We start from the raw sequence: 22,936 nt of genomic DNA on the forward strand, positions 1-22,936 counted from the left end.
CAACGTGATTCACCGGAGATAGAACATGTCTGAATCCAAACGTAATACGATAGGCAAATTCGGGTTGTTGTCCCTCACCTTTGCCGCAGTATTTAGCTTTAATAACGTAATCAATAACAACATCGAGATCGGTCTAGCGTCTGCGCCAATGTTCTTCCTGGCGACCATTTTTTATTTCATCCCTTTCTGTTTGATCATCGCAGAATTCGTATCTCTGAATAAAGATTCTGAAGCGGGGGTCTACGCATGGGTAAAAAGCTCACTTGGCGGTCGCTGGGCGTTTATCTCTGCCTACACTTACTGGTTCGTTAACCTATTCTTCTTCACGTCCTTGCTGCCGCGTGTTATCGCTTATGCGTCTTACGCGTTCTTGGGCTATGAATACATTCTGACGCCATTCACCACTACCGTGCTCAGTATGATTTTGTTTGCGTTTGCGACCTACGTATCGACAAACGGCGCGAAAATGTTGGGGCCAATTACGTCGGTGACCTCCTCCCTCATGCTGCTACTGACAATGTCGTACATTTTACTGGCTGGCGCTGCGTTGATCGGCGGCGTAGAACCGGCTGACCCAATTACTGTAGAAGCGATGATCCCTGATTTCAGCTGGGCATTTTTAGGCATTACTACATGGATCTTTATGGCGGCAGGCGGTGCGGAATCAGTCGCGGTTTACGTAAACGATGTGAAAGGCGGCTCGAAATCGTTCGTTAAAGTCATCATCATCGCAGGTATCTTTATCGGCGTGCTTTACTCAGTTGCGTCTGTTTTGATTAACGTATTTGTTCCTAGCGAAACCCTAAAATACACGGGCGGATCGGTTCAAGTATTTGAAGGTTTGGCTGCGTACTTTGGTTTGCCAGAAATATTGATGAACCGCTTCGTAGGCTTGGTATCCTTCACCGCTATGTTTGGCTCTCTACTGATGTGGACAGCAACGCCAGTGAAAATCTTCTTCTCTGAGATTCCAGAAGGCATTTTTGGTAAGGAAACCGTAGAGCTGAACGAAAACGGCGTGCCAGCTCGCGCAGCTTGGTATCAGTTCCTTATCGTTATCCCATTGATGATCATCCCAACATTAGGTTCTAACACCGCTCAAGATCTGATGAACACCGTGATCAACATGACGGCAGCCGCCTCGATGCTACCACCGCTGTTCATCATGTTGGCGTACCTGAATCTGCGCTTGAAACTGGATCACGTCGAGCGTGATTTCAAAATGGGCTCACGCAAAATGGGCATCGCTACCGTATCGGTACTGATCGCTATCTTTACGGTTGGTTTCTTAGCATCGACCTTCCCTACAGGGGCCGACATCATGACCATCATTTTCTACAACGTTGGCGGTATCGTGATTTTCCTTGGCTTTGCTTGGTGGAAGTACAGCCAATACGAAAAATCATTGAATCAGGAAGAACGTATAAAAGAAGCCGCGCCAGCTTCGCAAGCGGTATAACACAGACTCTCAATGACAAACATTCTGGGCACCCTTTGGTGCCCTTTTTATATGTGAGAGGTGATGGTCGAAGAAACCAACTCGCGTAGCCAAATGCCTTTGTCTTCATTGTTTCGGCTGGAATGCCATAGCATGGCAATATCAAAATCCGCAACGGCGATCGGCGGCTTAATAGTAATGAGATCGTCCGAAAAGCCCTCCGCCAACGCCATTTTTTCTGGCACGATGGCAATGAGATCGCGCTTTTTCAATAGATGCCGAATGGTGAGAAAGTTGCGCGACGCCACGGTGACTTTACGGCTCAAGCCATGTTCTGCGAGCTTTTGGTCTACTTGTGTCTTTAAGCTCCCATCGGGACTTACCAGAGCTTGCTCTATGTTCGCGAACGCTTCCAGAGACAGCTGTGTTTCCCCTTTCAATACCTGTTTATCACACATACACACGTGTTTTTCCGTGTACAAGTACAAGCTCTCAAAGTTGTCATCCAACACTGGCATGCTGCCAATAATGACATCGAGCTTTTCGTGCTCAGTTAATGCCACGTAGTTGCTACGATTGACGTTAATAAAACTGATCTGGGCCTCTGGTGCGCGCTGGCGTATTTCGTCATAAAGCCGAGGAGCAAAAATAAACTCGGCATAATCCGTTAACCCAATGCGACATACACCCGCGTAATTTTCAGGTTGGAAGGCTGACTTAGTGAGCAAGTCTTTGGCGATAGAGTCAAGCAAATGATGCACGGTTGGCGCGATGTGGTGAGCGTGCTCGGTGGGCTCCATCTTGTGTCCTTTTCGCTCAAAAAGCGGGTCGTCAAACAACAACCTTAAACGAGACAAACTATGACTCATCGCCGACTGGCTAACGTAACTTTTCTCTGCCGCGATGCTAACGCTTCGATGTCGATACAAGTAGGAAAACGTCACCAATAAGTTCAAGTCAATGTTGCGCCACTGAATGTCCTCTTTCACCTCAACACCTTCATCCCATTTCATTCATAAATGAAATTAAATCTATCAATTTGAGTCATTTTAGAGCATCCGATAAATTAGCAACAATGCTTTTTAGATAAACAGGCTCGACATGTTCACCATCTTCAAAACTTTTTTCTGGCTGGGTTGGTTCAGCTTCGGCGGCCCGGCGGCTCATATTGGTTATTTTCGCCAAACCTTTGTTGAGAAACTGAAATGGCTTGATGACAGCGAGTACGCGCAAATTGTCGCGCTCAGTCAGTTTTTGCCGGGACCGGGCTCAAGCCAAGTTGGCTTTGCTTTAGGCTATAAACGTGGCGGTTTAGGTGGCGCATGCGCAGCATTTGTCGGATTCACGCTTCCTTCGGTGATCATCATGTTGGCGCTGGCGATGGTGAGCAGCCAAATCACCGACACCGCAGTGTTCCAAAACATCGTTCACGGCCTAAAACTGCTCGCAGTCGTGGTCGTGGCGGATGCGACTTGGGGCATGTACAAAAACTTCTGCCAAAGCAAACTGACTGCGGGGTTGTGCGTCGCTACTGCAATTGCGTTGCTGGTGGCGCCAAGCATCATGACGCAAATGTTCGTGTTGGTCGCAGCAGGTTTTGTCGGTACGCGATATCTGAAGAAAGACTCCGCGCTATCAGCCGAGCCGTTTAAACCGTCTATCGCGCCATTGGCTCTATTTGCGTTGCTTTTACTCGGCTTACCATTAGTAGCTCATTCATTGCCTTTGCTTGGGCTGTTTAGTGATTTTTTCCAAGCTGGTAGTTTAGTGTTTGGTGGCGGTCATGTGGTGCTGCCGCTTCTGCAAAACATTGTTGGCGACCAGCTCAGCCAAGATGCATTTTTAACAGGCTACGCCGCTGCACAAGCTGTACCGGGGCCAATGTTCACCTTTGCGACTTTTATTGGTTATGAGCTTTCGGATACGCCAATTTTAGGCGCGCTGATCGCAACGCTTGGCGTATTCCTCCCAGGGTTTCTTTTACTGCTTGGTGTTCTTAAAAACTGGCTAGCACTGGCAGGCAAACCGCGGGTCTCCGGCGCTATCAACGGTGTCAATGCCTCGGTAGTAGGGTTACTACTCGCGGCACTTTACCAGCCAGTATTTAGCAGCGCAGTTGTTGCTCCCATCGACATGGCGTTAGTGGTTGCGGGTTGCTATCTACACAAAAAGCTCAACCTTTCGGTGCTGTGGATGATCGTGTTTTTTGTGGCGGCAGGCCTTGTCACGAGCATGATTTAAAAATCTTAAACGACAAACTCTTAACGGGCACTTAAATACAAATGCCCGTTTTCTCAGCTAAACTTATACCTCTAATAAAAAATAAGAAGATGGGAGCATCGATGGAACAAGAGAATAATTACGAGCTCAACCTCAGTTGGCAGCAAAAAACGTCATCTTGGATAAAATCAGTAAAGGATGAACTGAGTACTGATATCATTTTTTATCTATACAGTTTCGGATCTACTGCCATTATTTACTTTTGCTCTTGGTACCTTGATTCCCCTATCAATTACTCATTTTCTACTTATTACCACCTCTTCACAGTTACGACTTGCGCCGCTATTTTAGGGGCAGGTATGTATTATTATTTCTATTTACTGGTCCAACGAGAAAAGCGTCCTTTGAATCGTTTTAAGAAAAAAGTTCATCAACTATTTTTCCCTCTATACCGAACCATCTCTATTTTTTTATCGTTGCTCGCTATCAATTTTATTGTAACTAACCATACGTTTCTGAAATCGCTTATCCCACTCATAAATCCATTCAAATGGGATCATACCTTTGCTGAGCTTGATAGGCTGCTTCATTTTGGCGTTGCACCATGGGAATTGACTCATAGCTTGTTCTCTAGCCCGTGGGCTTCACTTAGTATCAATTTTGCTTACAACCTATGGTTTTTTCTAATGTGGGGGAGCGCATTCTTTTTTTGCATCTATTACAAACTTCCATTATTGAGATTGCAATTTCTGCTCACATTCGCACTGCTATGGATGATAAATAGTATATGGTTCGCTACCTTATTTTCTTCTGCAGGCCCTTGCTATATGGAACTTTTGACCGGTGACGCTCAGTACGCACCGTTGATGAAATTACTCACCGCTCAAAGTCTGTATCTGGAGAACATTGGCGCATCCCCTTTATGGTCTTTGTCGACACAAGACTACCTGTGGCATGAATACCTAGAGAATGCCAATAGTTTTGGCTCTGGTATTTCCGCGATGCCGAGTATGCACGTATCTATGTCTGTATTGATGGCGTTGTCCATTTGCAGACTGAATAAAAAGCTCGGTTACTTTGCTTACGCTTTTGCTATCCTGATACAAATCGGCTCGGTACATTTAGGTTGGCATTACGCCATTGATGGCTATGTGGGGACGCTGTTAACTGTTTTATTGTGGAAGATAGTTGGTTGGTTCATCAAACGCAATACCATGGCGGTTTGAGATTGATCCCCAAAGCGCCAGTTCTAATAGAAGTATGTGTTGAAGTAAGGAAAAAACTCCCCCGCCCGTGTAGAAGCGCGGGGGGGGGGGGTAATATAGCGGTTATGGGATAGCTTTATGGCTTGGTGACTCTCGCTCTTCAGCTGGTATGTAGACATCCGCTCGGCGGTTTTTAGAGCGTCCTTGGGGGGTTTCATTGCTAGCAATCGGTTCAGATTCACCAAATGACTTCAGCTCTGTATTTTCCCGTTTCACCCCATATTTCACCAATTCATTGGCGGTGCTGTGCGCGCGGTTCAAGCCAAGCTCTTGGTTGTAAGTATCGGTACCGATCCAGTCAGTATGCCCTTCAACCGTCACTCGATAATTACTTAGAGCCAATTGACGCGCCACACTGCTTAACACATCTCTAGCCAATGATGAAAGATTGAAACGATCAAAAGCAAAGTGAACCCGTGCAACCAGTTGTCCCTTGTCACCCACTTCACCACTAAATTGTGCAATACCTAAGTTTGAGATATAGGTTAAACATTCACTCGGATCGGTTAACAGTGATGATTTTTTCATCAGTGCCTGTTTAAGAGCTTGGTCATCGCTTTTTTCGGTCACTTGCAAAAAACCATTGCGATGTGTGCCAACGCCCGTCACTTCTCCGACTGTGATTGAATGCGAATATTCATAAAACGCAGTGGCGCAGTACTCTGTTAATGTTGAACTGATGTCGTTGGCATTGGCATTGGCATTGGCATTGGCATTGGCATTGGCATTGGCATTGGCATTGGCATTGGCATTTAACGTTGTAAAACCGACCACCAGCATTACTGCCATTACTTTTTTATTGGTCATATCTTTCACCCATATAGTCTCGATTCACCAGTACCACGAGATCCTTTTTGAATTAATTCTTCGATTTTTTTAATAAAATCTTCCGTTTCTGTTACATCAATAATGTCTTCATCTGGGTTCAGCACGCAATCTTGGAAGCCGCTTTGTGCCGATGCCTGAAAATCCACCCCAATTACGCCAATGTATAAGTAGCCCTTCGCTGATTCAAAGTGCGCTCGCGCTTTATCGCACATGCCTTGTTCAACAAGGTTTGGCAAAATATTTCCAAATGGGTCTTCCTCACCATCGCTGATCACGATCAGCATTTTCAGCCGCTCGTTATATTGTTCAATCTCATCCTCAGTACTTCCACTGGCGGGACGCCCTTTATCCATGGCTTGAAAACCACGCAATAAACCTTGATAAGCAGCCGTACCACCTCCGGCTCGCATTCCTTGCATTTCTGCAAGTTTACTTTTGTCCGCAGTAAGCGGAATAGTATAAAAGCCATTCTTGCCAGGGCTTGTTAAGCTATCTCTATAAAGGTTGTTGTTGTTGGAATCAAAATGGAAATTAAAGTTCGGATCCGACACCTTATCGTTAAACATATCATTCACCGATGTAGCGTAATCAATGTAAACCGGCACCTCCAGATAGTTGCTGCTGCCATTTTGATCTAATACGTCGAGAACTCGTCGTGCTTGTTCTTTTTGCTGGCTATTACACCACCAACTCCACCAAGCGGCACAACGCTCTACATCTCTCTCAGAGGAACTAGCCCAAGCTGACCAGTCCACTTGTTCATAGGTTACCGATGAGACATTTGTTCTCACATCGTTTCTGTATCTGACTTGACTACTTGAAAAAAGAGAGCCCTGCATTTTCTCTTGTACCCTCAAGTTAAACGGCACAATCGCCACCCGATTGAGCACCTCGGTTTCACCGGTTCTCGGGACTAAAATACGGTCAGATATCTGCTCAACGGCTCCTTTTAGTAAGTTGATTTTGACTTTACCTTGCCACTTCCAATTCATTGAGCCCGAAAAGTCACTCACTAAAACCAAGTCAATGATTTTGTCACCCAAATAGTACGGATACTTCGCTGCAACGGCTTGTCCTGCCAGTTTCTCCTGCGCTTTAAATGAGGGGATCAAATTACTGGCAAACCAAGAATTATGGGTTGTGGTCACTTGTACTGAATATTGAATTTTTTCTAAGACTCCAGCGTCCTCATCCGGCTCTTGGTATGTTCTGAGCGTAGTAATATCGACATGGGAAATATCCCGCACATAATCTTGAATATATCGAGTAGCTAAGGCGTCCGCTTGGTTTGCTTTATCGTCAATCGTAATCGCCAACGCCGCACTTTGTGCAGCATCACGTAAACGGCTTGTCTCGTGAATATAACGAGTGCCCTCTACGGCAAAAAACGTGATACCAAGTACAGGGACAAGGCTAATTGCAAACCAAATGGCGGCAACCCCTTTTTGGTGACGCATGGACCGTCTTGCCAGTAGGACTCGACCTGTAGCTTTACTAAAATACGTTGAGCGACAAGACTGTGGCTTATTCATGAAACCCATTGTTACCTCCCCACCACAACAGAACTGGATGAGATTGTCATTGTGGACCCGCCGCTATTCCCCCAAAGCGTCGCGAACCAAGACGTTTCCTTTTGGCACAGCGTTACTTGGTAGAGAGGAAAGACGACGCTATTTTCAACTGGGACAAGATCAGCTTTTTCATTCAACGCTACAGCATTACAGCCTAAGTTCTCGTATTCCGTACTTACAAACTGCTCCCAAACGGTTTTATTGTGCAATGCTTCTATCTTAATAGCGATACTATCGGGGCTAGTACCGAGCAAACGCGCTGCCAAAATTTGCATGTGGGAGGTATCAATTGCATTTAAATTCACTCTTTCATCGTAATACCGAGTGCGCTCTTTTAGTATGTTTACTAAGGCAAAACTACTGCGATCAAGTTTTGCTCTTGTCATCAATTTATCGCTCAGATCAGTCATAAAATAAAAAATGGTGACGATCGCTATAAGCACAAAGAAAAGCTCAATGGCGAAGGAGCCTTTTTGTCGGGAACGCAATTTCATGGTTATTCCTCCCAACCCTCGTGCTCTAAATTGATCAAAGTGCTTCTGACAATAGGCACAGTGGCACTAGAAAACACATTCAAAACCGGACGGTAATTGTACGTTAACGTAATCTCAGCAATCTGATAGCCCAAATCATCTTCCATCATTTCCGCATCTGAAAAGCTGCTATCTGCGATCAGATCCGGATAGGTTAAGTAGTACTTACCCGAAATACTAAAATTGTCCGCTGGAGTCAGCGCAGACCAAAGTGTTCCGCTCTCATTTAACGCTGCTCTCAATGTATTATTATAGCTACTATAGTTACTCCCACCCTCAAATATCTTAGTATTTCGCACCGTCTCTCTTAAGGCATACTCAACCACACTCATTGTATAAATACGTAGTCCCATCTCAAACAACATCAGCAGTGAAATCGCTAGCACCAATGCACCGAGCGCAAACTCTACAGCCGTAACCCCTTGTATTTTTTTCCGTGAACGCCTTGATGATGACTTACTCTTAGATCGAGATTTAGCGGCTACATTTCTTTGAAATTGAGTCAATAATCGTTTCATATTGTCCACCCTAATTATCGGTGTCACTTTTGTGGCTTTCGCTGTATCCCATGCCATATTTCAATGATGTAACTTTTTAATAGATTTCGTTTCTTATCGTTATCGCTTTTTATCGATGAAGCGTTTTGGATATTTGCGCAACTTGCGTATCAGAAAAAGTGCCCTCAAGTAACTCTTTGGCTTGCGATACTTCTCCTACCTTGAAAAAGGCAATGGCTAAGTTTGAACGTACTTTTTCATTGCTTTGGTTCTCCTGATAAACAGGGGCAAGCAGCGCGATTACGTCATGATATTGCTGCTGAGCTAAATAGACCACAGCGAGATTATTCTTAATGGCTACATCATTAAACCCCTTCAGGCGAGCTTGATTAAAAGCCCGTATAGCCAAAGAGAACTCACCCAAGTTACTATACGCAATGCCGGTTAGTACCTGAATTTCTCCGCTACTATTACCCATAGCGATGGAACGTTGGTACTGTTCCAACGCTAATGCATCTTCGCCTTCGAGGCTATGAACTTGCCCACCTAGCTGTGCAAGTCGCGCATTTTCAACTCCTAATTCAGATAAGTGCTGAACATAAAATTTTGCAGACTCCACATCCTCTTTTGCCAGATAAGCAAAAGCGAGATCCTGCATCACTTGTACATCGTTGGATTTTTGTTCTAAGCGTGCTTTGTAATGCTCAATAAGGCCTGCATGATTTTGTACACGTTTCATGCTTTCAACAGTACTTTCTTCGTTGTACGCCGTCGAGCTGCACCCCATGAGAGAAAAAAGTGTTAAAGCCATCAATGCGATTTTTTTCATTACCCACTCCCTGAAAGTGTCGAGAAATCGATTTGCAAGAAACCCGGAGCGAGGATAAAAATAACGATTGGAAACATGATCAGCAAAATAAGAGGCACACTCATTTTGGCTGATAGTTTCCCCATTCGCTCTTCTACTTCGAGTAAGTGAATTCGGCGCATGTCTTCAGCCAAGTCACTTAATACACCAGCAACAGAGGCGCCATAATGTAAGTTTTGGATAATGGTAAGCACAAAACTATTGATCTCTGGTGCAGGCAAGCGCAGCGACAGATCATGCAAGGCTTTTTCAATCCCGTGTACTTTCCCTGACTCGGACGTCTTATTGATTTGATAGCACAGATCTTTATCGAAGATTTTTAGCTCTTTGGCCAAATAAGCAAAAGATGCCTCAATGGTCATACCCGTTTGCACACACACCGACATAATATCGAGCACGTAGGGAAGGTTTTTTGAAATTTTACGCACAAGCCAACGTCGGCGTAACTCGAGTAAAAAGTCAGGTAACACAATAATGGTTACCACTGCGATGAGGAGCAAAATGATTTTGCTATTAATGGCCACATCAATAAAGAAAATGACTAATGATGCCACCACAAAGAGAAAAGCTTTAAAAGGAAAGTAGTACTTCGCTAGCTGCTTATTGTAATAACCCGCGTTTAACAATTTTTGTTCTAAGTCTTTTTTACCACTCTCCCCAAATGCAACGATAAATGTTTCCATTTTTTGCTTTTTCATTTTTTTGGATTGGTGTTTTAAATATTTATTTAGTGCGATTTCACGCTTGCGTGTCGAGTAATAATCATAAAAGACAAAAGTCAGCGCGCAAACAATTAAAAACACACTTATTGCTAAAATCATCGCCTAACTCCTTTTACCAGAAGCCAAACAATAAACAGACCGATCAACTCACTACCGACAACATAATACAATACTAATTGTCCACGTGGGTCATTGAGCACAAATTCAATATGGTCGGGATTAATTTGACTAATAATGATAGCGAACACCAAAGGAATCGCTGCAACCACTTTGGCTGAAATTCTTGCCTCTGACGTCATTGCCATTTTTTTCGATTCTAGTGTTCTTGCATCAACTAAAATTCGAATTAAACGCGCTAATACATGTTTTAACTGTCCTCCTCGGTTCAGGTTGGCACGTACCGTAATGGTAAAAAAAACGTACTCAGGGTAAGGGAATGCTTTGCACGAGCGCAATAATACTTTCTCTGGGTTTTCTCCCAATTTAAGTCGCTCACCCATTTCCCTAAATTCACGTCCAACTTCGCCATCCATATTCTCGCCTACAAACGAAAAGGCATGCATTAAACTTTCACCGGCGGTCACCGCACTCATTAAAATATTCAACGCATCGGGGAATTTTTTCTCAAAATCTAAACGACGTCGATTTTGCAGCCAGAAATATCCCCAAAATACTGAAAAAGTAAAAATGAGAAACGACATCAAGCGCGAATCAACATTCAGTAACTGATACACGACGTAATAACTGATATAAGCCGAGAGACACAAGAAAATAAAAATGATCACATATGCTCTGGGTCCGAGCACTTTTATTGCCGGTGATACCATGTTTTTAAAACGTTGCCACGGCTTTTGTTCGATTAACACATTAAGGTTAATTGCGGTAATGATATCTTCCTCCACCTCCACTTCTGGGAAATAGTTTTCTACTTTGCTCTTTTTGCCACTCAATAAGAACAAAATCGCGACACAAAATAGTATGAAAGATATCCATAAGATCATTTTCTTTCTCCTTGAAACGCTTTCATTAGCTCGTCATAGAGACCATAAAAGTGGGCTTTTTTCACCAACTCGGAGCGTTGCATTAAGCCTTCAGTAATAAAGCGGCCTCGGACTGCTTCACCATACCCAACTTCTTCATATTGGAAGCGAAAGATCTCCTCCATCACCACGCTATCACCTTCTAGTCCAATGATTTCTGATATGCTCGTGATTTTTCGCGAACCATCACGCAAGCGGCTAACTTGCACCACCAATTCAATAGCGCTGACAATAGCACGACGAATAGCGTCTAACGGTTGGTTTAAATTCGCCATCATCACCATCGATTCGACACGAGATATCGCATCTCGTGGTGAGTTTGCGTGCAAAGTAGACATGGAACCTTCATGGCCTGTATTCATCGCTTGCAACATCTCGAACGCCTCTGAGCCACGACACTCACCAAGGATGATACGGTCAGGTCGCATACGTAGCGCGTTGATCACAAGATCCCGTTGCGTCACTAGCCCTGTATGTTCAATGCTCTCAGCTCGGGTTTCCATGCGTACCAAGTTCGGTTGCTGTAGGCGCAGCTCTGCGGCATCCTCAATGGTTACAATGCGCTCATCTTCACCAATATATTGAGAGAGCGAATTGAGTAGTGTAGTTTTACCGGACCCAGTCCCCCCAGAGATCAAGATGTTCATCCTGCAGCGAGACGCGATAGACAAGAGCCTTGCCATGTCCATGGACATAGAACCAAACTCGACCAACTCCTCTAAGCCTATATTTTGCTCACGGAATTTACGAATAGAGATGGCGGTGCCATCTAACGCTATCGGCGGAATCACTACATTAACCCGGCTACCATCACTAAGACGGGCATCCACTGTGGGAGAGAGCTCATCCACACGACGTCCAACGCGCGCGGCAATTTGCTTGGCTATCGTACGTACTTGATCTTCGTCGATAAACGTAATGTCCGATTTTTCTAGTTTTCCATGTTTTTCATAAAAAACATTATTCGGCCCATTGACCATGATGTCAGTGATCGCTTTATCATCCACCAACGGCTGGATTGGACCGAGACCGAACAACTCATCTAGCATGCTTTTCACAAGGCTTGCTTTCATCATACTAGTCACGGGGCGATCAAAGTTAGTCGCTAACACATCTACCGCATTGCGAATTTGCCCCTCGATCTCAGGGCGCGCAAGAGATTGTATCGCTTCGACATCAAGTGCCTCGAAGATCTGTGCTCTAAACGCTGAATAAACCTCTTTATTAGAACTCATTTGACCCCCAACCTAGCGAGAAAACCGCCAGTGTGCTGAGCTGGCTGCCCGTTAATAAGACGTGTGAGATCATCAATAGTATGGCTAATACTGCGATCGTGTTTGTGAGCGCGTTTGCCTTCGAGCAATAGATGCGACAATGAACGACAGTAGGCCATATTAAGATTCACCTCCGAACCTAAGTATCGTTTTAGCTCTTTTTGCTCAATGACAAAGTTGTTCTCTGGTCGGTGATGATTGGCCAATGTAATAATACGAATCCGTTTGCTCATCGAGAGCTGCTTATTTTCTAGCTGTTCGAGTAGGGTTCGAGCATTCCGAATCGATGAAATGGAAGGCTCAAAAATCACGACGACCACATCGTAGTTTTCTATCAACATATGGGGTTCGACGTGAAAATCAATACTGCCAGAGAAGTCCTCAATGATGAAATTGGTATTACGACTGAGTAACTCACACAATGCCTGACTGTAATTAAAAACCTCTGCTTGAGATCGATCACTGCCTAACGACAGTAAGCGCAAGTTTTTACGTATTTTCGTTAGATAGCTGTTGGCACCTTCTGTATCAAGTTCATGTATTGGAACGGCATACTCGTCTATCGAACGTGGTTTAAAGTCGTCTAACGCCAGTAACACATCAATGTTGCTGTTGTTGTACTGGTGGTCGACAAGAATATTATCGATATCGTTCGATGCCAATTTAGAGCTGATCTCGGTCGCGATGAAAGAGGTTCCAATTCCACCTTTACTACCAACAACAGCCACACGCTTTGCCCGACGCTGCTTACTCACCCCTGTATAGGTTTGTAAATTGCGGTGCACGTTCATAATGAAATCTGCAAACTCATGCTTATTGATTGGCCAAAACAGGTAGTAAAACCCGATATCCTTTAACTGACGTAATACACTGATCGAATCTTCCGTACCTATCACTACAATACCTTTGTGAGTCGGCATTTGGTTAGTCAACCTTTGCGCATCAGTAACAATATCCTGCGATTCAGAAAGCTCCAAAATGACCATATTTCCGCTTTGCTCTGAATAAAAGTTTTTCGGCACCGCACTCTGCTTGATGCAGGTCGGTGCTGCCCAACCTTCAAACTCAAACATTTCTTTTACCAAGGCAACACATTCGTCACTTTGATAGAGCAGAACACAACCTACAGGGCCATGACTACCTTCTAAGACCGCTGGTTTGCTTTGATTAAGAGATTTTCCTAAATCAAACATTATAACCCCTCCACGATGCGTTCCTTGTGAGAGACTTGCTTCATCCTAGCCACTTCAGAAAAGCAATTTCGGCTTGGGTTAGCGCGTTCAATTTCTGCCGGTTTACACGCTTGTGTCATCATGGCATGGTAAGTAACTGTTAGTAGCAGATCGCTATCTATAGTGCTATTAGGCTTTAGTTCGAACGAGTCCGCACGCAAAGGTAATGTAGCTCTCGTTTTCAGGGTATGCTGTACCACTTTTTTCCCTTTGCTGTTGCGATATTCCAATAAATAATGGCCTCCGGAATCGATCTCACTGACTTTGTCGATGATGTCTCCGAGCTGCTCTGCAGATTCCGATACCGATTTTATCGTTAATTGATACACATGCGTTTCTGGGTAAATTAGGGCCTCTACGCCAGAGCCCGAAAAGTAACGCTCTGCACAGCCAGTGAGTAGAATGATACCTAACAATGTCATTAATGTTCGTCTCATTGGATGAATCCTCCCTGAGAAAGCAATTTGATGGTGGGGTCATTGCCTTTATTGCCAACGTCATTAGTATCCACGTTAAACCAACGGTGCAGAGTTGAGGTTTTTCTGATGTATGGAAGTTGAATCTCTTTATTCTTTATTGGCTTAACAAGATTGACTGTGGCAACAATGATCAACTCTGTATGGCGTCGGTCTGTGGATGCTTTCCGAAATGCCGCTCCCAAGATAGGCACATCACCCAGTAGAGGGGTTTTCTGTAACTCTTCAAGATCGGCACTGCTCATTAAGCCCCCCAAGACAAAGCTGTCGCCATCACCTAGCTCAATGGTGGTCATGGCTCGTCGAGTAGCAAACTGCGGTACTTCTATACCTGCAGCACGAATGTATCTTTCCACTTCACTAACTTCCGGGATCAAGCGCATACGGATTTTGTCTTCATGCAGCACCTTGGCAGTGAGATCAAGCTTAATACCAAACTCTCTAAAGGTGATGTTGATGTTACTATTAGTACTAACGACAATTGGTACTTCACCTCCAACTAAAAAGCTTGCCGACTCACCAGAAATCACAGTAAGATTGGGTTCAGCCAAAATTTGCGCTACGTTTTCATTTCCGAGTGCTGTAATCAATGTTGTTAAATCTGCGGCATCAAATTGTTGGAATAAGAACTCCCCCACATCAGCTCCAACAGAAGACCAATCAACACCTACAGTTTTCGAGAAACTTTCAGTCACTTGTGCTACAGAGATCTTAACGTTAACTTGCTGATCCGTGGCAACTTCTAGCAACTCCAAAATGCCTTCCCACGTCATGTTACGAGCAAAGATCATGCTTTGAGGTTCCTGTACATCAAACCCATCGCCCTTAAACTCAATAATGTCGGTATCTTCCCATTTCTCTACCTTCTTACGCCCCAGTAGTGTCGCCACCATGCGATAGATATCATCACGTTGTTGCTCAGAATCGACGATACCGCTTACTGCAACTTGCTGCCCCACCGACTCGACTTTGACATTTAGATCTGGATACATCAGCTTGATTTGACGACGCACGAGCGAGAGATCCACATCAACGATGATCCTCTGCGAGAGCAGCACTTTTTTCGAATTACCGTAAACGATAAGCCGTGCCTGCCCGACAGACTTGGCAAACACAACTACTGTATTTTCATTTACGACGTTGTAATCCACGACTTCTGGATCGCTGATAAAAATGGTAGAGATAGCTTCCTCTACCGCGATGTGCTGACCATCCCCCACGGTAATGTATTGCTCTGCAGCACACAGGGATGCGCTAAACAACACGCAGAGCAATGCACTCAACCCAAATTGCCAAGTGTTTCTAATTATTCCTACCATCACAGCTCTTCTCCTTGTGCTGATTGTCGAGATGAGCCTCTTAACTCGGCAACACCGCTGTAATTTCCAATCACGTCACGCACTTCTGCGAACACTGGCTCTTGATATTGATGTGTTCTGTATACTTCGAGATACATGGTTTTTTGCGCAATGGATAATTTAGCGATATCACTGGGCTCCACTTCGACCACGATGACGATCTGCTTTTCATCATCACTGCTGACGTTGGATTTAACAGGCGAGTCCACAGGCTCTTTGGAATTACCCACACTGAGCACTTTGACGTTACGTAAGATGTGGCGCGCACTCACACCGTTAAAATCGATACTCGTCCTGCGCTCGTCGGAAAGATTTTCTTGAGGTGAACCGACTGACAGCACATCCACATACACCCCAGGACGAATATAACCTTTGACTAAGTTACGTGTACTGACCAAAAGTGAATACGGCTCCTTACCTGCAGTAATGAGCACATCAATATGCCTTGGGTCACTCTCATCCACTTGGTATTCGGCAAACACAATTTTGCCTTGAGGCACATCATTGATAAGTAGCGTAGAAGGTGAAAAATCGAGTTGAATATCGCTATTGATCCCCTCTTCCAATGCCATGTCGAGCTGCATTTGCTCTCTTTCTACGTCTTCTATTCCGATGGCACTGCCACGTGTGAGATCGTGTTTGGCGCGCCATACCTGAACGTAGTGCACTTGAGGTTGATTAGAGTTATTATCTTGGGCCACGGTTTCCTGTTGTGGTGCTTGGGTCGACATTTGGCTAAACAGCCCGTAACCACCTATCACCAGTGCTAACAGTGCCAACACTAACCCGATACGAGATCGCATACGCTCCTCCCACCGATTAAACGGCTGAATTCAATAGAAGTGCTGTGAAAAAGCCACAGCAAATTGCAACGCCGTAAGGGAGGCCGATTTGTACATGCTCTTGCGCGCTTTTCTTAGTTATCCACCAACGTTTACACAGGTAAAATGTGGTAAGTACGCCCCCAAACACAGCTACAAGCATTAAAGCGGGCAGCAAAAAAGCGGTTGGAAGTGCCAAAGAAAAGGCTGCAATGAGTTTTACATCTCCCCCTCCCATTACATTAAAAATGTGAAGAACAAGCAGCGCAGACCAACAAATACCCAGTATCCAAGAGCTGTCGAGTGTATAGTCCGCACTGCCAATAACGATTGCCAAGAGCGCAATCATGCCTACGTGATGATTCTTTATTGTGCGATGGCGAAGGTCAGAAAACGATACCATCGCACAGAGCAGAGCCAGTAGGACATAAATCAGTAACACAGGGTTAACTAATATTGGTTTACAGTCGCGGCTAGTTATTAGCTGAATTTAGCGCTGAAGTGATTTTATCGAAGCCAATTTTAAGCTCATCAACTAAGCTGCCAGTGTTGTAAAAAACTAAAGCCAACATGGTTGCCATAGCAATAGCTATAAGACCATATTCAATCGCGGTCACGCCACGCTCGTCATTTCTTAGGTTGTTTAGGTAGTTGCTTGCGGTTACATAAAGTTTAGTAATCATGGTGTTACCCTCTTCCTTGTGTGCATAAAATTGTATTTCTCTATGAGCTTAGCTCGAAGGCTACCGTTTCATAAATAAGACACATCGGTAAAACCGATAGAAATTCACTATTTTTATTCCACGAATATCTAAAAATATTAAATATCATAAATATATAGTGACAATAAGGCCACTTTGAACCAAATCATGTTAAGCAATAGAAAAAAAGGTCACATATCTATGACATAAAAAAAGGTATTGATCACAAAAAAAACCAGAAATTATTCGATTAGAATAATATCCATTACGCTTACAATAGATACAGGAGAAACAAGATGAAACTAGCATTCGACAATCTAATCTCTTTTCATGCAGTGGTAACGTGTGGCTCATTCAGCGCAGGAGCGAGGAAGTTGGGCAAATCACAATCGACCGTAAGCGGTGCAGTTAAAAGCCTTGAAGGGATGCTTGGCTATCGTTTGATTGACCGCGAATCGCAACAGATTGGGCTCACGGAGCAGGGGAAAAAACTCTACCAACTAGTATCACCTCTAGTCAATAAATACCGAGATTTGAACCACGTCGCCGAGTCATTAATGCATTGCCAATCATTGCGCTTACGTTTGGGAGTTGACCCTTTAGTCTTTAGCCCTAAGGTAAGATCGACCTTGATTGCCTTGTGCGATACTTTTCCTGAGCTCGCGCTCACCATTGTAACAATGCCTAGCCACATGCTCGTCGATTGTATTGATAGACATGAAATCGACATAGCAATTGGCAACCCTTACCACCGAACTACTCGTAACTTTAATATTGATGAGCTATTTTGCGTACATTGTCATTGGGTCACACATCCCCAACAACTCAAAGTATCGAAACCGTACAAATCTCGCCTACTATTATTAGATGGTCACGAATACATCCTAAATTTATCGAATGTAGCCAATAATCTAGTTTGGGTGCTTGATGATATTAGATTAATGATTGAGCTTTGTATCGCGCAAAAAGGCATTGCTTTTGTACCACAGCACGCTCTTGAACAGAATCCATATGCTGAGATTCTGACCCTATATCCCAATGAGACGGGTCTATTTAGCAAGCAAATATACGCTTCTTTGATTTGGCCACTTCATACGGAGTACAGTAAATACAATCAATGGTTGCATGACAGGCTAAAAGGGAACATCCCTCACGTTTAGCAATAAGCCAACAAGATCTCAATATTTGGTTATTGGTGGACAAAAACGTAAGGTAATTAGACATGGTTTTAAATGGGAGTAAACTCCCCCTATCAAGGCTAAACAAGCTCATACAATGGCGACGACGTTTATCCATGACTATAACGCTACTTAGCTGCGCGCTATTTACCCAAGCAAAAATAACCACACTGGATCATGATGAAATCCAGAAGCAACAACACAGTTTTCTTGAAAGTAAAACTCTCCCTCCCCTGCCCCCGTCTCTATCAGCTACTCAGATGGTTGAGCTTAAAGGAAAAGGCCAGGCAAAAATACTAGAGAATCGCGCTCCAAAATTTTCACGAAGACTCCTTTCTGCTTGGGAATACGTTCCATTAGTGTCTCAAGCGGCAGAAAAGTGGCAAATCGAACCTGCGCTAATATTTGCCATTATTGACGCTGAAAGTGCGTTTAATCCTAAAGCACGCTCTGATAAAGGCGCCATTGGGTTAATGCAAATAATGCCTCAAGGTGCAGCGTTAGAAGTAGCACAAAAATACCACGATGAACATCAGGTAGAGAGCGAGAGATTATATCGGCCCGAGGTAAACATAGATATAGGAAGTGCTTATTTGCACATTCTAAACAATGTTCATTTGCAAGCGATAACGTCCGACACAAAGCGGCGGCTTGTCGTGATTTCTGCCTATAATTGTGGTTTATCTCGCGTAATGCAAACGCTTAGCAGGACTAACTCGTTACTCATGTTTTCACGCAATGTGAATAAAATGAGTGAAGAAGCGCTATATTTTGAACTCACACAGAAATTACCAATTCCCGAAACGCGCCTTTATGTTGCAAAAGTCATGCGTTTATATACACTTTATCTTGACGCATATCCTTGAAATTAATTATCAAACCAAAATGTTCTCAAAATGCGAGTGCTATGCATTCTAAGTTATCAATATCGAGCAGAACCCTGAGATATCCTAAACCTTTTCTCACCAATGTTGCGGATGTGACCTTATCACTTCTACGATATGCCTGTCTGACACGTCAACCCTTAAATCAAAAAATCATTAATCAATGGTTTGTATGCTTTACAACTTAACTTCTTGCGGTTAAGCCATTGTTCATTCGTACCAACTTAACCGCATCATGACGAGAATGGACATCGAGTTTTTTGTACAACTTGTATATATGGCTTTTCACTGTACTTTCAGATAAAAAAAGCCTTGAAGCAATTTGTTGATTTGAAATGCCGTACACAAGTAGCTCTAGAATCTGCTTCTCTCTGCATGTTAACTCATCATACTGCTGTTCTTCGGACAAATTTGCATGCCGATAATTGAGGACTAACTTCTCTAAGTACATTCTTGGCAGCCACAACCCACCTTTCAGTACGTATTCCGCGCCATCACATATATGTGTCACTGATGCGCTTCGGAGCAAAATTCCTTTTAACAACTTCCAATGCAGTAAGTCCGTTTGTACTTTTTCACAAGGGACGTTGTGGAGCATAAAGGACCACCCAAATAGATCAAAATCTGGTAACTTTCCTTGCATTTCAAGCTGACGCATAAAATCGTAATCAATAAACATCAAATCGATACTGAGTGAGTGACTTCTGAACACCACTTCATCTGGTTGCATTATTTTTACATCGACATCATGAATGGAAGACAGCTGTTTTTTTATTAAGTTACTTTGCAAATTACTCTCAGCTAGCAGTATCAAGTGCTTCTTTTCCATAGTCCCACCACATTAACTTACCTGTTTCACCAACCCCTGTTTAAAAATAAATTGGGGATAGCAAAGAGAATTTATCTTCATTTTAAGTAGAAAATATAGCACTTCAGAATGATATCGCATTGCTTTTCAGCACCGAAAAAGACTTAAAAAGTATGAACCTATTATATTTTTATCCATACTTTTCAACCTGTGCTAGCATAAGGACATGATTTATAATATTAAATAATAAAGATAATAATTGGATAAAATGCCATTTATAAAAAATGGATGACTGCTCCGCTCAGTGCAATAGAACGAACTACTTCTTTATATTGGCTTCATTTCATACTTGATGAATACTTAAAGTAAATACAAAAAATAACATTCTGATTATGTTATTTTTTTCCTTAATACCTTAAAGAGACGCACCTAAATACTCCCTTCCAGTCTGTGTCATTCTCAATAATGAGAACAGCTTTCACTGATCCTCTCTTATAATTTCATCGCTTCCCACAACATTTGAAGGAAGCAGCAAGAAGTTAAATGCAGTCATTTTTAATCAGGAATATATAGGAAATGGAGTAATCGTTATGACTCTAAACAAAACAGGGCTTGCTTTAGCAATGTCAGCAATTTTATTTAGTGGCTCTCTAATCGCGAATGAGATCGATGATGGCAACGATAATATGCAATGGACTGACAGCGCCAATACTGCTATCGGTTTATCAGGCAGCTTTAACGACAACAGTGACAACAGTGCTTCATTGGGTGTTGGCGATAGCTTTAACGACAACAGTGACAACAGTGCTTCACTGGGTATCGGTGATAGCTTTAACGATAACAGCGATACTGACAACAGTGCAACTCTTGGCGTTGATGACAGCTTTAATGACAACAGCGACAATTCAAACTCGAGCATGAACACCGCTCAAAGCCACAACGATAATAGTACCAGTGCTGATCTTGATGTGAGCTTAACTAGTGATAGTAGTGATTCAAGTATCAATACAAATAGAAGCCACAACGACAACAGTGACTCTAGCGTCAACGGTAGCTTTAATGATAACAGCGATAATCGTAATCAAAGCGACAACCGTAACCAGAGTGATAACCGTAGCTACGCTGATTCAAGCACAACAAACTCGAACAGCTTTAACGACAATAGTAACTATCAAAGTGACTCGAGCTCAACAAATGTTGATAGCTTCAATCAAGTCCATATGGATACAGATATGGTTGTTGCGAGCTCAAGCCTAATGGGTGGTGTTACAGGTGCATCAGTTATTTATGCAACTAACGCAGATGATACTCGAGTTCGAGTTGAAAACATTAACACCCTTGGTGGTCTTGGTGGTGCTGCTGGTATTACTACCGTTGGTCAGAATGCTGGTTCAAATTCACTTGTACAACAATCTGTTACAACTAATGCAAGTGTGTTTACTGGGGGTGAGTAACCGACTAGTAGGAGAAAGCGATGCGTTTGGCAATCTGTACTTTGAGTATGATAGTTGCCTGCACTGCACTCGCTGATGACATTGCATTATCTGGCGGAGAAGTTAGCTTGGATATCATGAATGAATCAAGAGGTGGACAAAATGTTGAACTCGACTTGGTTTATGCAGAATCAGATATCAATGGTATTTCGTCAGATAATGTCGCGTCAAACACCGTGAGTGGTAACAATATACTATCAAGTGGAGCGTTCGCAGACAGTTCGGGTATATCCAACGTAATTCAGAACAGCGGAAACAACGTTTTAATCCAGAACTCTACCGTCGTTAACCTGACACTCAAGTAAACAATATGAAAGTATTAAATAACTTAATTTGGCTGATGCTCGTTTATTCAGCATCAGCCATTTCATTAGAACTGCTACCTTACCGAGCACATTACTCTGTTCCTGTTAAAAGCTACAAAGAAATAGTGTTTGGTGATGTTTTTCGCCAACAGTATGACTTCAGCTGTGGCTCTGCCGCCCTGGCTTCTCTTCTCACTTTTCATTATGCAACAGAGTCATCTGAACAAGATATCTTCAAAAGCATGTTTGAAAAAGGTGATAAAGAAAAAATCAAAGAGAAAGGTTTTTCTTTGTTGGAAATGAAGTTTTACTTGGATTCCATAGGGTTACGTTCTGACGGTTTTCAAGTAGGACTGGAGAAAATTAAAGAAGTCGGTGTCCCTGGGATTACTCTCGTTAATTTCGATGGGTATATGCATTTTGTTGTAATCAGAGGTATAAACAATCACTCAGTTATTCTAGGAGACCCTTCTAGAGGAACCATGATAATGAAACTGGATGAGTTTGAAAAATATTACCAAGGAATTGTGTTACTGGTCCGTAACGAAGCGGAAATGGGACGGTCTAGCTTTATAACCAATGATAATTTCACCGTATATCAAAGATCACCATTAGAAACAGGCGTGTCTAGAGATTCCTTGGGGGTATTTAGCATTACTCTACCAGTTTCCGGTGAAAATTAATCTAACAGTATTTTAAATAACTTTAAGAATCTAACAACCTGAAAGGCCTGCATTATGAACTACAATAAATTTTTGTTAGTGCTTTGTATGCTAATACCTCATTTTAATGTGGATGCTAAAGATGTTGGCCTACAAGAGCTTACTCCTCTTTCAAATTCATCTTTAGAAGAATATCGAGGTGGTTTCCAAATTACGGACGAGTATATTATTAATATTGGATTAAGCATTACTACGACTATAAATGGCGATGATATTTTGAACACAAATATTGCCAACTTAGTAATTGAAAATGGTAATTTAAAAAACATTAGCGCAAATAGTGAAAATCAAAGTGGAGATGTTTTCAACCAGGGTATTGTTAACATCATACAATTTGGTGAAGGAAATATTATTGGAGATGATTCTATAGATTCACCAAAAATGCCTTCGTCTCAAAATCCTAATATAATAAGTTCAGACTTTATAAATTCAAGCATTATCAATATTATTCAAAACACGAAAGATAACAGTATTATTGGACTTAGCACGCTCGTAGACATTGATGCTCAAGTAAATGGGGTAATACGGGAAATCAAAGCAAACCAACAACTCGAAGATGCTTTATTGAATCATTTGCAATAAAAATGTCATTTAGCCTATAAACCGAGACTACTACTTATTATGTCATATATTTTATAACTTTAAAAAATATGATATATCAGTTCCTAATTAAATTTTTTCTAATATAAGTACTTTTTCAAA

General features: G+C 42.8%; 25 protein-coding genes. 9 read left to right on the forward strand and 16 right to left on the reverse strand.

Translation table 11 applies throughout. The features are described from left to right. Positions 1 to 25 precede the first annotated feature (25 nt). Positions 26 to 1,459, forward strand: a complete 1,434-nt coding sequence (locus ACF8OV_RS01530) for an amino acid permease (RefSeq protein ID WP_141180359.1) — start codon at positions 26 to 28, stop codon at positions 1,457 to 1,459. Between the two features lie 47 nt (positions 1,460 to 1,506). On the opposite strand, the gene ACF8OV_RS01535 is transcribed toward ACF8OV_RS01530, so the two are convergent. After that, complete coding sequence (locus ACF8OV_RS01535; RefSeq protein ID WP_079771294.1) at positions 1,507 to 2,427, reverse strand: LysR family transcriptional regulator; 921 nt, start codon at positions 2,425 to 2,427, stop codon at positions 1,507 to 1,509. Positions 2,428 to 2,539: 112 nt separating this feature from the next. Here ACF8OV_RS01535 and chrA point away from each other — a divergent pair, with 112 nt between their 5' ends. Next, positions 2,540 to 3,679, forward strand: a complete 1,140-nt coding sequence (gene chrA, locus ACF8OV_RS01540; RefSeq protein ID WP_141180360.1) for a chromate efflux transporter — start codon at positions 2,540 to 2,542, stop codon at positions 3,677 to 3,679. A 101-nt stretch (positions 3,680 to 3,780) separates the two neighbouring features. Next, complete coding sequence (locus ACF8OV_RS01545) at positions 3,781 to 4,884, forward strand: phosphatase PAP2 family protein (protein ID WP_138938282.1); 1,104 nt, start codon at positions 3,781 to 3,783, stop codon at positions 4,882 to 4,884. Positions 4,885 to 4,986: 102 nt separating this feature from the next. Here the strand turns inward: ACF8OV_RS01545 and ACF8OV_RS01550 are convergent, their stop codons facing one another. The 14 genes from ACF8OV_RS01550 to ACF8OV_RS01615 form a co-directional block, all read right to left on the reverse strand. Then, entirely contained in the window at positions 4,987 to 5,730 is a 744-nt protein-coding gene (locus ACF8OV_RS01550) for an OmpA family protein (RefSeq protein WP_392404320.1), read from the reverse strand. 5 nt (positions 5,731 to 5,735) lie between these two features. Next, entirely contained in the window at positions 5,736 to 7,208 is a 1,473-nt protein-coding gene (locus tag ACF8OV_RS01555; protein WP_141180362.1) for a pilus assembly protein, read from the reverse strand. A gap of 86 nt (positions 7,209 to 7,294) precedes the next feature. After that, complete coding sequence (gene tadF, locus ACF8OV_RS01560; RefSeq protein ID WP_141180363.1) at positions 7,295 to 7,816, reverse strand: tight adherence pilus pseudopilin TadF; 522 nt, start codon at positions 7,814 to 7,816, stop codon at positions 7,295 to 7,297. 2 nt (positions 7,817 to 7,818) lie between these two features. Continuing rightward, the gene (locus ACF8OV_RS01565) at positions 7,819 to 8,373 is read right to left on the reverse strand and encodes a TadE family protein (RefSeq protein WP_082063947.1); all 555 of its coding nucleotides are present in this window, start codon (positions 8,371 to 8,373) and stop codon (positions 7,819 to 7,821) included. A 109-nt stretch (positions 8,374 to 8,482) separates the two neighbouring features. Continuing rightward, the gene (locus tag ACF8OV_RS01570) at positions 8,483 to 9,181 is read right to left on the reverse strand and encodes a tetratricopeptide repeat protein (RefSeq protein ID WP_141180364.1); all 699 of its coding nucleotides are present in this window, start codon (positions 9,179 to 9,181) and stop codon (positions 8,483 to 8,485) included. Next, positions 9,181 to 10,041: a type II secretion system F family protein gene (locus ACF8OV_RS01575; protein ID WP_141180365.1), complete on the reverse strand. Its 861-nt coding sequence runs from the start codon at positions 10,039 to 10,041 to the stop codon at positions 9,181 to 9,183. Before ACF8OV_RS01575 ends, ACF8OV_RS01570 begins: the two co-directional genes overlap by 1 nt. After that, a complete protein-coding gene (locus ACF8OV_RS01580) occupies positions 10,038 to 10,940 on the reverse strand; it encodes a type II secretion system F family protein (RefSeq protein WP_048852209.1) in 903 nt (300 codons plus the stop codon). Before ACF8OV_RS01580 ends, ACF8OV_RS01575 begins: the two co-directional genes overlap by 4 nt. Next, a complete protein-coding gene (locus ACF8OV_RS01585; RefSeq protein ID WP_045545308.1) occupies positions 10,940 to 12,217 on the reverse strand; it encodes a CpaF family protein in 1,278 nt (425 codons plus the stop codon). Before ACF8OV_RS01585 ends, ACF8OV_RS01580 begins: the two co-directional genes overlap by 1 nt. Next, entirely contained in the window at positions 12,214 to 13,449 is a 1,236-nt protein-coding gene (locus ACF8OV_RS01590; RefSeq protein ID WP_141180366.1) for a chromosome partitioning protein ParA, read from the reverse strand. The genes ACF8OV_RS01585 and ACF8OV_RS01590 overlap by 4 nt, the downstream gene beginning before the upstream one ends. Then, entirely contained in the window at positions 13,449 to 13,925 is a 477-nt protein-coding gene (locus tag ACF8OV_RS01595; protein ID WP_045545310.1) for a hypothetical protein, read from the reverse strand. The genes ACF8OV_RS01590 and ACF8OV_RS01595 overlap by 1 nt, the downstream gene beginning before the upstream one ends. Then, positions 13,922 to 15,283, reverse strand: coding sequence for a type II and III secretion system protein family protein (locus ACF8OV_RS01600; protein WP_045545311.1), 1,362 nt, complete (start codon positions 15,281 to 15,283; stop codon positions 13,922 to 13,924). The genes ACF8OV_RS01595 and ACF8OV_RS01600 overlap by 4 nt, the downstream gene beginning before the upstream one ends. Further along, complete coding sequence (gene cpaB / locus ACF8OV_RS01605) at positions 15,283 to 16,125, reverse strand: Flp pilus assembly protein CpaB (protein ID WP_045545312.1); 843 nt, start codon at positions 16,123 to 16,125, stop codon at positions 15,283 to 15,285. The genes ACF8OV_RS01600 and cpaB overlap by 1 nt, the downstream gene beginning before the upstream one ends. A 16-nt stretch (positions 16,126 to 16,141) precedes the next feature. After that, positions 16,142 to 16,585, reverse strand: a complete 444-nt coding sequence (locus tag ACF8OV_RS01610) for a prepilin peptidase (protein ID WP_138938289.1) — start codon at positions 16,583 to 16,585, stop codon at positions 16,142 to 16,144. A gap of 31 nt (positions 16,586 to 16,616) precedes the next feature. Beyond that, complete coding sequence (locus tag ACF8OV_RS01615) at positions 16,617 to 16,826, reverse strand: Flp family type IVb pilin (RefSeq protein WP_045545314.1); 210 nt, start codon at positions 16,824 to 16,826, stop codon at positions 16,617 to 16,619. Between the two features lie 314 nt (positions 16,827 to 17,140). On the opposite strand from ACF8OV_RS01615, the gene ACF8OV_RS01620 reads away from it, so the two are divergent. Together ACF8OV_RS01620 and ACF8OV_RS01625 are read left to right on the forward strand one after the other, a co-directional pair. Beyond that, positions 17,141 to 18,004: a LysR family transcriptional regulator gene (locus tag ACF8OV_RS01620; protein ID WP_045545315.1), complete on the forward strand. Its 864-nt coding sequence runs from the start codon at positions 17,141 to 17,143 to the stop codon at positions 18,002 to 18,004. 134 nt (positions 18,005 to 18,138) lie between these two features. Further along, positions 18,139 to 18,888 carry a transglycosylase SLT domain-containing protein gene (locus ACF8OV_RS01625; protein ID WP_161442947.1) on the forward strand — a complete coding sequence of 250 codons (750 nt, stop codon included), beginning with the start codon at positions 18,139 to 18,141 and terminating at the stop codon, positions 18,886 to 18,888. Positions 18,889 to 19,090: 202 nt separating this feature from the next. Here the strand turns inward: ACF8OV_RS01625 and ACF8OV_RS01630 are convergent, their stop codons facing one another. Beyond that, entirely contained in the window at positions 19,091 to 19,735 is a 645-nt protein-coding gene (locus tag ACF8OV_RS01630; protein WP_392404321.1) for a response regulator transcription factor, read from the reverse strand. A gap of 569 nt (positions 19,736 to 20,304) precedes the next feature. Here ACF8OV_RS01630 and ACF8OV_RS01635 point away from each other — a divergent pair. From ACF8OV_RS01635 to ACF8OV_RS01650, 4 genes are read left to right on the forward strand one after another with little or no spacing between them, the layout of a single operon-like run. Next, the gene (locus ACF8OV_RS01635; RefSeq protein WP_023624281.1) at positions 20,305 to 21,168 is read left to right on the forward strand and encodes a hypothetical protein; all 864 of its coding nucleotides are present in this window, start codon (positions 20,305 to 20,307) and stop codon (positions 21,166 to 21,168) included. A gap of 20 nt (positions 21,169 to 21,188) precedes the next feature. Further along, the gene (locus ACF8OV_RS01640; protein WP_005380167.1) at positions 21,189 to 21,512 is read left to right on the forward strand and encodes a hypothetical protein; all 324 of its coding nucleotides are present in this window, start codon (positions 21,189 to 21,191) and stop codon (positions 21,510 to 21,512) included. 5 nt (positions 21,513 to 21,517) lie between these two features. Beyond that, the gene (locus ACF8OV_RS01645) at positions 21,518 to 22,195 is read left to right on the forward strand and encodes a C39 family peptidase (RefSeq protein WP_045545318.1); all 678 of its coding nucleotides are present in this window, start codon (positions 21,518 to 21,520) and stop codon (positions 22,193 to 22,195) included. A gap of 54 nt (positions 22,196 to 22,249) precedes the next feature. Further along, a complete protein-coding gene (locus tag ACF8OV_RS01650) occupies positions 22,250 to 22,816 on the forward strand; it encodes a hypothetical protein (RefSeq protein ID WP_023624280.1) in 567 nt (188 codons plus the stop codon). The last annotated feature ends 120 nt before the right edge of the window (positions 22,817 to 22,936 follow it).

This window comes from Vibrio sp. GLN_1 (assembly GCF_043106015.1).
Lineage (GTDB): Bacteria > Pseudomonadota > Gammaproteobacteria > Enterobacterales > Vibrionaceae > Vibrio > Vibrio parahaemolyticus.

What these genes read in the sequence shown, in the direction of transcription:
- ACF8OV_RS01530 (WP_141180359.1), top strand. Translation starts at nt 26, where the DNA reads ATGTCTGAATCCAAACGTAATACGATAGGCAAATTCGGGTTGTTGTCC.
- chrA (WP_141180360.1), top strand. Translation starts at nt 2,540, where the DNA reads ATGTTCACCATCTTCAAAACTTTTTTCTGGCTGGGTTGGTTCAGCTTC.
- ACF8OV_RS01545 (WP_138938282.1), top strand. Translation starts at nt 3,781, where the DNA reads ATGGAACAAGAGAATAATTACGAGCTCAACCTCAGTTGGCAGCAAAAA.
- ACF8OV_RS01550 (WP_392404320.1), bottom strand. Translation starts at nt 5,730, where the DNA reads ATGACCAATAAAAAAGTAATGGCAGTAATGCTGGTGGTCGGTTTTACA.
- ACF8OV_RS01555 (WP_141180362.1), bottom strand. Translation starts at nt 7,208, where the DNA reads ATGCGTCACCAAAAAGGGGTTGCCGCCATTTGGTTTGCAATTAGCCTT.
- tadF (WP_141180363.1), bottom strand. Translation starts at nt 7,816, where the DNA reads ATGAAATTGCGTTCCCGACAAAAAGGCTCCTTCGCCATTGAGCTTTTC.
- ACF8OV_RS01565 (WP_082063947.1), bottom strand. Translation starts at nt 8,373, where the DNA reads ATGAAACGATTATTGACTCAATTTCAAAGAAATGTAGCCGCTAAATCT.
- ACF8OV_RS01570 (WP_141180364.1), bottom strand. Translation starts at nt 9,181, where the DNA reads ATGAAAAAAATCGCATTGATGGCTTTAACACTTTTTTCTCTCATGGGG.
- ACF8OV_RS01575 (WP_141180365.1), bottom strand. Translation starts at nt 10,041, where the DNA reads ATGATTTTAGCAATAAGTGTGTTTTTAATTGTTTGCGCGCTGACTTTT.
- ACF8OV_RS01585 (WP_045545308.1), bottom strand. Translation starts at nt 12,217, where the DNA reads ATGAGTTCTAATAAAGAGGTTTATTCAGCGTTTAGAGCACAGATCTTC.
- ACF8OV_RS01590 (WP_141180366.1), bottom strand. Translation starts at nt 13,449, where the DNA reads ATGTTTGATTTAGGAAAATCTCTTAATCAAAGCAAACCAGCGGTCTTA.
- ACF8OV_RS01595 (WP_045545310.1), bottom strand. Translation starts at nt 13,925, where the DNA reads ATGAGACGAACATTAATGACATTGTTAGGTATCATTCTACTCACTGGC.
- ACF8OV_RS01600 (WP_045545311.1), bottom strand. Translation starts at nt 15,283, where the DNA reads ATGGTAGGAATAATTAGAAACACTTGGCAATTTGGGTTGAGTGCATTG.
- cpaB (WP_045545312.1), bottom strand. Translation starts at nt 16,125, where the DNA reads ATGCGATCTCGTATCGGGTTAGTGTTGGCACTGTTAGCACTGGTGATA.
- ACF8OV_RS01615 (WP_045545314.1), bottom strand. Translation starts at nt 16,826, where the DNA reads ATGATTACTAAACTTTATGTAACCGCAAGCAACTACCTAAACAACCTA.
- ACF8OV_RS01620 (WP_045545315.1), top strand. Translation starts at nt 17,141, where the DNA reads ATGAAACTAGCATTCGACAATCTAATCTCTTTTCATGCAGTGGTAACG.
- ACF8OV_RS01625 (WP_161442947.1), top strand. Translation starts at nt 18,139, where the DNA reads ATGACTATAACGCTACTTAGCTGCGCGCTATTTACCCAAGCAAAAATA.
- ACF8OV_RS01630 (WP_392404321.1), bottom strand. Translation starts at nt 19,735, where the DNA reads ATGGAAAAGAAGCACTTGATACTGCTAGCTGAGAGTAATTTGCAAAGT.
- ACF8OV_RS01635 (WP_023624281.1), top strand. Translation starts at nt 20,305, where the DNA reads ATGACTCTAAACAAAACAGGGCTTGCTTTAGCAATGTCAGCAATTTTA.
- ACF8OV_RS01640 (WP_005380167.1), top strand. Translation starts at nt 21,189, where the DNA reads ATGCGTTTGGCAATCTGTACTTTGAGTATGATAGTTGCCTGCACTGCA.
- ACF8OV_RS01645 (WP_045545318.1), top strand. Translation starts at nt 21,518, where the DNA reads ATGAAAGTATTAAATAACTTAATTTGGCTGATGCTCGTTTATTCAGCA.
- ACF8OV_RS01650 (WP_023624280.1), top strand. Translation starts at nt 22,250, where the DNA reads ATGAACTACAATAAATTTTTGTTAGTGCTTTGTATGCTAATACCTCAT.